This is a genomic window from Leptospira selangorensis, from assembly GCF_004769405.1.
GTDB classification, from domain to species: Bacteria; Spirochaetota; Leptospiria; order Leptospirales; family Leptospiraceae; genus Leptospira_B; species Leptospira_B selangorensis.
The window spans coordinates 331,779-343,210 of the sequence record NZ_RQES01000016.1; the positions used below are offsets into that span (position 1 = coordinate 331,779).

General features: G+C 38.7%; 8 protein-coding genes. 5 read left to right on the top strand and 3 right to left on the bottom strand.

Annotation, left to right across the window (positions count from 1 at the left end):
* The first annotated feature begins 87 nt into the window (after positions 1–87).
* Genes EHO58_RS12015 through EHO58_RS12025 form a run of 3 tightly spaced genes read left to right on the top strand, consistent with a single transcriptional unit; the run spans position 88 to position 5,871 of the window.
* Entirely contained in the window at positions 88–1,947 is a 1,860-nt protein-coding gene (locus EHO58_RS12015) for a PAS domain S-box protein (RefSeq protein ID WP_135680080.1), read from the top strand.
* A complete protein-coding gene (locus tag EHO58_RS12020; RefSeq protein ID WP_135680081.1) occupies positions 1,944–3,149 on the top strand; it encodes an EAL domain-containing response regulator in 1,206 nt (401 codons plus the stop codon). The genes EHO58_RS12015 and EHO58_RS12020 overlap by 4 nt, the downstream gene beginning before the upstream one ends.
* A gap of 19 nt (positions 3,150–3,168) precedes the next feature.
* Positions 3,169–5,871, top strand: coding sequence for a PAS domain S-box protein (locus tag EHO58_RS12025; protein ID WP_135680082.1), 2,703 nt, complete (start codon positions 3,169–3,171; stop codon positions 5,869–5,871).
* Here the strand turns inward: EHO58_RS12025 and EHO58_RS12030 are convergent.
* From EHO58_RS12030 to EHO58_RS12040, 3 genes are read right to left on the bottom strand one after another with little or no spacing between them, the layout of a single operon-like run.
* Complete coding sequence (locus EHO58_RS12030) at positions 5,846–6,568, bottom strand: glycosyltransferase family 2 protein (RefSeq protein WP_135680083.1); 723 nt, start codon at positions 6,566–6,568, stop codon at positions 5,846–5,848. The two genes, EHO58_RS12025 and EHO58_RS12030, sit on opposite strands and share 26 nt — an antisense overlap.
* 5 nt (positions 6,569–6,573) lie before the next feature.
* Positions 6,574–7,932, bottom strand: coding sequence for a multiheme c-type cytochrome (locus EHO58_RS12035; RefSeq protein ID WP_135680084.1), 1,359 nt, complete (start codon positions 7,930–7,932; stop codon positions 6,574–6,576).
* Between the two features lie 10 nt (positions 7,933–7,942).
* On the bottom strand, positions 7,943–8,827 hold the full coding sequence (locus EHO58_RS12040) for a sulfurtransferase (protein ID WP_135680085.1): 885 nt from the start codon (positions 8,825–8,827) through the stop codon (positions 7,943–7,945).
* 136 nt (positions 8,828–8,963) lie between these two features.
* Between EHO58_RS12040 and EHO58_RS12045 the strand changes: the two genes are divergently transcribed.
* Positions 8,964–10,349: an MptA/MptB family glycosyltransferase gene (locus EHO58_RS12045; protein ID WP_135680086.1), complete on the top strand. Its 1,386-nt coding sequence runs from the start codon at positions 8,964–8,966 to the stop codon at positions 10,347–10,349.
* Between the two features lie 128 nt (positions 10,350–10,477).
* Positions 10,478–11,062 (top strand): helix-turn-helix domain-containing protein, encoded by a 585-nt coding sequence (locus EHO58_RS12050; protein ID WP_100711761.1) that lies wholly within the window; start codon positions 10,478–10,480, stop codon positions 11,060–11,062.
* The last annotated feature ends 370 nt before the right edge of the window (positions 11,063–11,432 follow it).

Here is an 11,432-nt window from a genome sequence, read left to right on the forward strand (position 1 = left end):
ATTTCTGATAGCTAAAAATATTTAGATCGGATTTTTTTTAAGGAGAGAAACGCGGGTTAAACGTCTCGTTTTTTCGTCGAATGCCTGATGCGGTCCAGTATTTTAATTATAGAAGATAGGGAAGAAGAATACATATGGATCCGAACTCTATTAGGGGGTATCGAATCCTTTTCCCCTAATTGTACGAGAGTCTTGGATTTTCAAGAAGCCTTGGAAAAAACTAAGACTGAGTTTTTTGACGTTATATTATTCCAATACAATTCTCGAAATAGTTTAGATATTCTGAAGAAGGCCCAGATCCTTCTCCCGTTGATCGTAATCTCCGAAAATCAGGAAAGTAAAGAAATACTCAAAAACTCCAAGATCAATTTCTCCGATCTATTGCTCAAAGAGAATGTAAGCACTGATCTTTTAGATCGTTCTATAAGACTAGTGCTACAAGCTAAGACAACCGAAGAAAATCTAAATCTTCTTAAGATAGGGATAGAAAGATCCAAAGATATTTTTCTGATCACGGAAGCTTCCCCTATAGATGAACCTGGACCAAAGATCGTATATGTTAACGGTGCTTTTGAAAGGTTAACAGGTTATAAAAGAGAAGAAGTATTAGGAAAAACTCCTAGGATCCTGCAAGGACCTAAGACGGATAGAGCGATACTGGATCGGATCCGAAAAGCAATCTCGGAAGCTAAACCTTGTTTCGAAGAGATAATCAATTACGATAAAGATGGAAAAGAATATTGGATTGAGATGGATATCTTTCCTATCGTGAATGAGCAAGGTATCGTCACTCATTTGATGGGAATCGAAAGGGATATTACGGAAAGACGAAATTCGGAAGAGAGGATAAGGCATTCCCAAAAGATGGAGGCTGTAGGACAGCTCGCAGGTGGAATGGCTCATGACTTTAATAATTTATTAAATGTAATATTAGCAAATCTAGATCTTCTTGAAATGAAGTTGAAAGATTCTGAAGATCTGATGAAAAGGGTGAGATCCGCACAGGACGCTATACAGAGAGGGGTCGAGATCAATAAAAGACTTCTTGCCTTTTCTAGAAAGCAAGCCTTGAATCCGGAATCATGCGACGTAAACCGGGTATTAAAAGATTTCATTCCTATTCTGGATAGGATCAGGACTGAAAAAATAGAAATAGAATACGAGATCGCTGATGAGAAAACGGTTTGCGACATAGAAAAGACCGGATTAGAGAACGCGATACTCAATCTTGCATTAAATGCGCGAGATGCTATGCCAGACGGTGGTAAAATATTTATTTCTACCGGGTTTGTTCGTAATGGAGATACAAAAGGTCCCAAAATCTCCGGTTTGGAAGAAAAGGATTATTTTTTGGTCACCGTCACTGACACTGGGACAGGCATGGACGATATCACTAAGGCCCGCATTTTTGATCCCTTTTTTTCGACCAAGGGAGGAGGAAAAGGAACCGGTTTGGGATTGACCATGGTTTATGGTTTTGTAAAACAATCGAACGGTTTTTTAAAAGTAATTACTGCGCCGGAATATGGTTCCAGTTTTCTAATATTCCTACCTTTGCATGAGCAGGGAAAGGACGAACAACTTGTCGCGACCAAAAAGAAAACTTTGGTCATGGAAGAAAATCGAGAAACTGCTGAATTGGCTTGTGTATACTTAAAGGAACTGGGTTACGAACCTCATGTGAGTTCGGATATGAAACGATTGGCAAAATTTTTCTCAGGCGATCCGGAAATCTCTTTCGTATTGTTGGACCTCCAACTAGCGGATTCTAAAGGGATAGATCTGAAAAAAGAACTGGAAAGATTTGGTTCGGGAAAAATAATCGCTACTTCTTCGAGCCGAGTGGAAAGTTTAGAACTTCCTAATACTATTCCTCTGGTCCGAAAACCTTATACAAAAACCTCATTGAAAGAAGCGGTTCGCAATATCGGAGAAATTCTTCCATGACGGATTCAAGAAATTCTAAAAAACTTCTGATCCTGGACGACGAAGAAGAGATCGCAAAGATCTTGGGAGAGATCGCGGTAGATTGTGGTTTCGAAGTTTCATTATCTCATACGGCTCCCGATTTTTTAGATAAGGTAGATCCAAGTTTTGATTGTGTGATCTTGGATCTGATGATCCCAGGAATGGACGGAGTGGATGTGATCCGCTTCTTGTCCGAAAAAGAAGTTCATCCTGATGTGATCTTGATCTCCGGTGCTGACAGAAGAACGCTTCATAGCGCAGAGACATTAGCCGGAGAATATGGACTACATATCGCAGCGGTTATGGAAAAGCCGATCCGAGTTTCCGATATCCGAAATACATTATCTGCGATTGCCGAAAAAGAATCGGATATTTCTTCTCGCACCAAAGCCGGCGGGAAAGGAAAATCAGGGCCCACATTCGAAAAAGAAGAAGTTTTAGACGCAGTCCGTTCCGATCAGTTCGTATTATTTTATCAACCTAAGTTCGATCTAAAAACGGGAAGGGTAGAAGGTTTCGAGGCCCTGGTAAGATGGAACCATCCTAAATTAGGATTAGTATTCCCCGATTCATTTTTACCTTTGATGGAAAAGGAAACTACCATCTTAAATCTAATGACTGAGAAAATTATAGATCTCGCGTTAGATGAGACAAGGATATGGCATACAAACGGACGAAAACTACGCGTTGCGGTTAACGTTTCTCCCGTGACTTTAACGGAGTTGGACTTTCCGGAAAGGATCCTTGCTAAAATTAAGAATAAAGGGATACCACAAAGCCAATTCCAGATGGAGATCACGGAAACCGGCTTTTTAGAGAACATTCGTTTTACTCAGGATATTTTAACTAGGCTTAGGATCAGAGGAATCGGTTTATCTATTGATGATTTCGGTACAGGCTATTCTTCTCTAAAACAATTGCATAGATTTCCATTCACTGAACTGAAGATAGATAAGTCCTTCGTTATGGATTCCCCAAGGGATAGAGAATCCTTGTTTATTTGTCAGGCTTCCGTTGATTTAGGGCATAAATTAGGAATGAATGTCGTCGCAGAAGGAATAGAGACTGTAGAAGTGGAAAGATTGATGAAGGAAGCCGGTTGCGACGTAGGGCAGGGTTATTATTATTCTAAACCTGTTCATCCGGAAAAAATCCCAGAAATTCTTTCCAAATTCGGTTAACAATAATACCCTTGGCAGAATGTCCTCGGGAAAGAGTAACAAACCATCGGAACAAGCAGTTCCCGACCAAACTCCCGAAATAAATCTAGAAACAAGCTTGGTATTTGATCATATACCTGACGCATTTATTTTTGCGGACCTCGATTGGAACTTAACGTATGTAAATGAAAAGGCGGAGGAAGTTTTACGCAGACCTAAAGAAAGTCTGATCGGCAAAAATATACTTACTGATTTTCCCAGAACATTCGGAACGGACTTCGAAACCCAATATAAAAAAGCAAAAGAGACAGGAAATCCCTGTGTATTCGAAACATTCTTCGAGCCATTTAATTCATGGATAGAAGCTAGAATCTATCCTAGGCACGATGGATTTTTAGTTTATTATCTAGACATCACTCAAAGGAAAAAGAAAGAAATCTCCTGGGCAATAGGAGAAAGTTTACTCTGGGATATTTCCACTTCAGATACCTTAAGTTCAGCGTTCGAAAAAGTACTTAAAACCTTAATTAAGAACACTGCATGGACTTACGGACAGATCTGGAGATCCAAAGACAATACTGTTTATATAAATGAAGAAGATCCTTATGTTTATGGCTCCGACCTTCAACTTCTGTTCCGAAAAGAATCCATAAATAAATTTTTCAGCATCAAAGAAGGTATATTAAAGAAGGTCAGTGAATCCGGAGAATTATATTTTATACCTGATCTCGTATCGGATAAGGAATTAAAAAGAAAAGATGCGGCAATAGCAGCGGGTTTTCGTTCTTGGATCGGGATCCCGATACTTTCTCACGGAAGATTTTACGAAATAGAACTTCTTTCCGAAAGAGTTTTGAATCCGGAAGAAGCATACTTAGATCTACTCGGAGTCGTTTCCAAAAGATTCGCAGAGATAGTAAGTAGAAGGGTTGCAGACGAAGAAAGAAAAGCATTAATAGACCTTTCTTCGGAGATTATAGTTACCATAGGTTTGGATTGTATAATCCGGAAAACGAACCCTGCCTTCCAAAAGGTTTTAGGTTATGAAAGAAAATATGTAAAAAACAAGAGTCTGTTGGAGTTCATACATCCGGATGATATAGAACTTACAAAGGTTAAGATAGCGTCAGGACGTAAGGAAGGATTCGAAAATCGTTATATAACGAAATATGGACAGCTCCGATATATCTACTGGAATATATCTCATTCTCCTGAATCTGGAAGTGTTTTCTGCATTGGTAGGGATATTACGGATGATAGATTGACCATTCTGAAGTTGGAATCCTTTGCGGACGAATTAAATGTAAATCGTGAACAGCTATATAATGCACAAAAGCTTGCGAATATGGGAAGTTGGACAATGGAGTTCGACGGAAAAGCAAATTGGTCACCCGGTTTGTACGAAATATTCGGTCTGGATCCTAATGATTCTCCTCCTGGCTTCGAGGATTTTATCCAATTTATTCCTCCGGAAGATAGAGTTCGTATCTCGCAAAATTACGAAAAATTCCTTTCCCAAGGTATCTTCGAAGAAACCGAACTTCATATCGTATCAAAGGATGGAATAGAAAAAATTCTTTCCGTAAAAGGAGAAGGTTTACTGAACCGAAATGGAAAATTTATCGGTGGGACCGGAACCATGCAGGATATTACTAAGGAGAAAGAATGGAACGATTCTCTTAGACAACTCCAGAAGATGGAAGCAGTGGGTCAACTTGCAGGAGGAATGGCTCACGATTTTAATAATCTTCTGAATATTATCTTAGCCAATTTGGATCTTCTAGAATTAAATCTTAGGGAAACGCCTGAATTATTAAAAAGAGTATTTTCCGCCCAAGACGCGGTCAGAAGAGGATCCGAACTCAATAGAAGACTATTAGCATTTTCACGCAAGCAGGCATTAAATCCCGAGCAAGCGGACGTAAGTCATGTGATCTCCGATTTTGCAGACATACTTACAAGGATCAGAAACGATATAGTCAGTATCGAATTCTGTCTTGAGGATTTTCCAATGATCTGTTCTTTCGAGAAGAACGGTTTGGAAAATGCGCTTCTGAATCTTTGTTTGAATTCAAGAGATGCGATGCCACAGGGTGGACGGATTTTAGTAAGCACAGGATTTTCTCCCGCAGGAAAGGAACATAGGTCCATGATCCCGGGATTTGTGGATATGGAAGACGCATGTATCATTTCAGTCCGAGACGAAGGTTGTGGAATGGACGATCGAGTCTTAGAAAGATTATTCGAACCATTTTTTACCACCAAACAATCCGGAAAGGGGACCGGCCTCGGAATGCCAATGGTTTACGGATTTGTAAAGCAGTCCAATGGAATGGTCCATGTGCATAGTGAGATCGGAAAGGGTACCTGCATTGAAATTTTTCTACCCTTAAGTAGAAATCCGGAGATCACTGATGAAAATAGAAACGAAAAGATCTTGGTATTGGAGAGAAACTTAAAAGGACAGACCTACTTAATCGCCTTATTAAGAAGATTAGGTTTTGAAATATTCCCAGCTTACGACCTACAAGAGGCAAAAACCGTTTTGGAAAATTATCCTGAAATGTATGCTTTCTTTGCGGAAGAAGAAATCTTATCCGAAGACTTCGATTGGGAGAAGTTCAAGAATAGGGATCGGATCATTATAATCTCGGAATGGAATTCCCAAACCGAATTTGATCCTTCTTTGAAAGTTTTAAGAAGGCCTTATAATTGGACTAAATTGAAAAAAATGTTAACTTAAAGAAAATATAAAGTATTTTTGCACCTGCTTTTAAACTTCCAACCAAATTCCCGCTGATCTTAGACTTTCCTCCCTTTCTTCTACTATAATTGACGGGAACTTCTTTGATCTTAAATTTTTTTCGGATCGCTTTGATTTGCATTTCAAGATTCCATCCCCAAGTAGGATCTTGCAGATCCAGATCCAATAAGGATTGCCATCTGAGAACTCGAAATGGACCTAGATCGGTGAATTTTACTCCGTAAAATAATCGGATCAAAAAGCAAGAAAGCCAATTCCCGAATTTTTGTAAGAAAGACAAGGAACCGGGTTCCACATTTCCCAAAGTCCGAGAACCTATTACAAAATTTGTATTTGGATCTTGGGAGAATGCAGAGAATAGATCTTTTAAATTGTTTAGATCATCCGAACCGTCCGCATCCATGAATATGATAAATTCAGGCGAAATTTTTCTTTCTAGGAGATAATGGATCCCCGCTAAACATGCAGCTCCATAACCTCTTTTCGGTTCTTGGATTAAGATCACTCCTGCGTTGATCGCAATTTGAGGAGTTAAATCCTTGGATCCATTGTCTAAGATCAAAATTTGCCCGGGCAAGATCCCAAATCCAAAAAGAGAATCCAAAACCTTAGGTAAGGATTCTTCTTCGTTTAGGGCAGGGATCAGAAATTTAGAATTTGCCCAAGGAGCTTTCAAACGTTTTATTCTCCTCTTCTGTTTTTAGAGATCTTAAAAAGTTCCTCAGGAGAATAGATCCTATTCTTTCTAGAGTTTAGATCTATATCTTCTTTATGAACAATGCTGGAAAAAGGATAGAAATTTTCTATCTCTGAGATCTTTTTACGAAGATCCGAGCGAACATTTTCGCTATTCTTTCTCATATGTTCCGCATTCGATTCTTTCAGTCGAGTATGATAAATTTCGAATACGATCTTAGATTGGCCGTTGATCCCTGCAAATAGATCCTTCCAAACCTTTGTTTCTCCGGGAAGGATCCGAGTATCTGCAACAAGTCTTGCCTTAGGATACCATTCCCATTCTTGTCCGAATTTGATCTCTTTACTAGCAAGAGATTTACCTTTGGAATCCAATAATGAAATTTTCAGAAGTATAAATCTTTCAGGATCTCCGGTCGGAATATTATGAGCCGCTTTTTCATTCGTAAGAGAAACTGAATATTCTAGATCGTTCCCTTTTTTATTCCATTGAAGCGGTTCTATTTTTAACCCGGTTCTATATCCTCCCGGGATCTGTTTCTCATAGAGCTCGAATTTTTTCGGAACTCCTCCTCCAATGAAAGAATGTTTATGAGAAGTCCTGACTGGAGTGTTTAGTTCCGGTTTGACTAATTTACGTTGTAATTCTCCCATATGACAGGAACCGCAGGCGATCTTTCCGTGTGAATTTCCCTTTTGCTCCAGCTCATTTCCTGTTTTGAAAGCGCATACCAATTGGTCGTCCAAAACATAATTTGCATTATGACAGTCTAGGCATCTATTCCTCAATTTATCAGGATCAATCTTGATTGGATGAGGAGGTTTTGTCTTACCATTTGCCCCTAAAACGTAGGAGTTCCCATTTTCATCCAGACGAACATGGCAAACTGCACATGTAACCGCTTCCGCTTTCATTTTAGGATCAAAATTAGGATTCGGTTCTTCTATAGGAGTTCTATAATCTCCGTTATTCAGATAATTAACCAGAGTTTCTCTTTGGTTGGCAACGGGAGTATGGCAGTTTAAACAAAGCCAACGAGGAGAAGAAGATTTAGAAAGTTCGGATTGGAACTGAAGATCGGAAAGAGCATTTGCATGGGTGGATGTTTTCCATTCTGCATAAATTTCTACGTGGCATTTACCGCAATTTTCCGCTCGAACTTCTCCCACTCCGGCAAGAGGAGGAAGATGAGGTAAAGGTTTGGACCAAGGTGCTTGAGAAAATACCTCGTCTACTGGAATCGGTTTATCTTTCGGCTTTGTAAAGATACAATAGAATAAACTAGCGGCCAAGGATAAAGATAGGACCGCTAATATTAAACTTCTTCTTTTATTTATGAACATTATAAAAATATTATCTAGTTACTAAAGGATGGTTTTGATCCCCTTTAGAAGACCATTCCCACATAGATCCTGCATAATTTTTTGCATTATAACCCAAAGAGACCAGAACGGATGTCATCCAACCCGATCTAACCCCTCCGGTACAATAAGAGATCACAGTCTTATCTTTGGAAATCCCTAATTCGTATAATTTAGAAACAATTTTGGATTCGCTTAATAGATATCCGTCTTTGTCCAAGAATTGTTTATAATAGATCCACTTTGCCCCAGGAAGATGTCCTCCTCTGGATTCTCCGTAAGGAGTTTGGCCTAAAAATTCTCTTTCTTCTCTGGTGTCTATGAATGCGAATTTTTTATCCGAAAGTTCGGATTGGATCAATTTGGAATCTGCCGACCAATTTTTATTTTCAGAAGCGGAAACGTTTATTTTAGAAAGAATTTCAGGGCGATTTGGGACAGGAGAATTAGAAGCCTTTTGCAAAGCGTTAATTCCTCCATCCACTATAAATGATTTAGAAAAACCTAATGTGCGCAGAGACCATACAATCCTACCTTCTTCTCCCCATCCTCCTGTAGGGTCCCCGAATACCAAAACGATCTTATTGGTATCCAATCCTTTTTTCCGTAGGAGTTCCTTCGCTTCTGAAGCCTGGACCAAATTTCCTTGGTTCGGAAATTCTTTTTGAGAGATTTCCTGCCAACCTAAAGGAACTGACTTGGAGAACGTGGATACTTTGATCCCATCTCTCGCATCCACAAACAATGCACCTTGACTGTGTAAGTATAATGCTTCGGGTGCACTGATGAACCATCCTCTGACTCCGGAAAGTTTTTCGGAGGCGAAAAGAGAGGAAGAAATTAGAAATACTATGCCAAAAGAGATTATAAGTTTCATTTGGGCTAACTTGGGAGAAGGCCTTGAAATCGTCAATAAGTAATACAAAAATTCCTATATAGCAGAATATTTTTAATATTACAGACAAATGTCCTGTATTTTTAATGGTATTTAACAGTGAAAAGGGAAATGTACCTTGGGATTCGTAAGGAATAATAAAGAAAGAAGAAGCCATATTCTAAACCGCGGAAACCTGATTTGGATCCTGGCCACTCTTGTTTATCTAGGTATTTTTCTCTTTTGGGAAGTGAAGAACCAAGGAAGAAGTTTAACTGGAAGTATATACATCTTAGGTTTTTGCGGATTAAGTGTCGTTTATGGATTTTTATTTCTTTCTAAAACTTTTGAAACTTCCGGAAGATTCAGTTTTGTTTTAGGACTTCTTCTTCGTATTGTTTTGATCTTTTCGACTCCAATTTTCGAAGACGATTGGGCACGTTATCTTTGGGATGGGTGGATTAGTTCCGAAAAAGGAAGCCCTTACGGTATCACCCCGGAATCTTTTTTTGGAGAATCGGATCCGACTAAAACTGAAATACTTTCCAGGATCAATCATCCCGACTGGCCCACAATTTATGGGCCGGTGTTAGAGATCTATTTTTATCTCATACATATTCTATTTCCTTGGAAGTTATGGGCACTTAAACTTTTTCTTTTGGTTCCGGACATTCTTCTATTCTTCTTGATCAAAGCTAAATATGGGACTCGATCTTCTTCTTTATATTTTTGGAATCCAATTCTGATCAAAGAGATCTTTTTAAATTCTCATCCGGATATCATAGGGATCTTTCTTTTGTTTTATTCTTTTTGTTTAGCGGAGAAGGGCAGGTATCGTTTAGGCTTTTTTATTTGGGGGCTCAGTATAGCAGTAAAAGGATTTGGAGTATTCCTTTTTCCTTTTATATTCAAGTCGTATTGGGATAAAAGCCGGAATTGGAAAAGGTTAGGGATAGATTTAACTTTTTCCATTTTAGGAATAGTCTTAACATATTCTCCTTTTCTATTATTTTCTAAAGAAACTGATTTTACCGCTTTAACCAGATTTGTGGGAAGTTTTACGTTCTTTCCGTTGGGTTATAATATTCTTCAGGCTCTATTTGGGGAATTCTCTAGGGTTTTCTGGGCTTTTCCTGCGATTTTAAGTATATTATTCTTTTTGAATAAAAAATATTTTTCGGATTTGGAAGAAGAGGAGAAGATAGGGATTACATTCTTCTTATTCTTCTATTTTTCTCCGGTGGTAAATGCTTGGTATCTTCTTTGGATGTTCCCATTTTTACTTAAGGAATCCAAAGTCTTTTGGCCGTCTTGGGTGTTTTTGTTCTTAGGACAGCTCTCTTACCTGAACTACGCGAATCTGGGAGATTGGAAATCCGTATTAGAAAAAGGTTATTATGCGCATCCGAATTGGCTTTTGATTTTGATCGGTTCGCTCTTCTTTCCCATTCTTCTTGTCTGGTATAGGATCCGGTTTTCTTCTAAAATCATCAATTCCCTTGAAAAACCATCTCTTTTGGGCTAAATAAGATTTTTTTCTCCTTTGAAAGAATTTTGGTTGTTATTTTGAACAGTATTTCCAATAAGTTGGATAAAATATTATTATAACTGTTCGGAATAAACAAAATTCCGGTTCAGTGGGGAGAACCGAGTATGCCAACGATCGATCCGATTGAAAGAGGCCTGATCCAATCTATTGGGACCTTGGTTCGTAAGAGAAGACAGGAATTAGGTCTTTCACTTGGAAAACTTGCGGAATTATCTCAGGTGAGCCGAGGAATGTTAAGCCTTGTGGAATCCGGAAAGGCTGCACCTTCTATCGCGCTATTATGGAAAATTTCAAAAGCGATCCGTTTACCTTTGTCCAGCCTCATGGAATTTTCTAAGGAAGAGTTTCCTAAAATTTTCAGAAAGGAAGACTCTAGCGAGAATTCAGTAGAAGAGAATCAGTATGTGATCCGTCCTCTCCTACATGAAGAAACTAGATTTCAAACTAGACTCTTCGAGATCAGACTTCTTCCTGGAGTTGCCAAAACCTTTATTACAAAAGTGCAATCTAAACAAAGGCAGAATCTGTTCCTACAGTCAGGAGCACTCCGTTTAAAAGTAGGAGGCAAATGGTTCGACCTGCAAGAAGGGGACAGTATGACCTTCTTGGGTAAAGATTTACAAGAACTTGCAAATTTAGGGGAGAAGGACTCATATCTGATCTGGTCCTCTTCTCTTTCCGACGATTGAAATAGAACCCCCAACCGGCCTAACACACTTTGGCCAAAATCCCTTATATAAATATGAGAAGTGGACTTGATTCATTCAAGGGCCGCTTCTCTCTATTTGGATCGAATACTTTATAAAAAGGTAATTTCGGTTTTCTGAATATTCTGTTTTAACGGAAAATAACGCATCCTGAATTCACAAAAACCATTTTCTATAGTCATTTTGTTTCCGCTTTTATAGGGTTTATTCCGTTTTGTTTAAAAAATTAGTCGCTTATTCTAATATATTGTTAAATTTATTGGATAATATGTTCGTTATATTGAAATAAACCTGGCAAAAACGAACCCTTTTCTCGATTTTGTGCTTAGAGTCCGCTGTGGAATAAACAAGA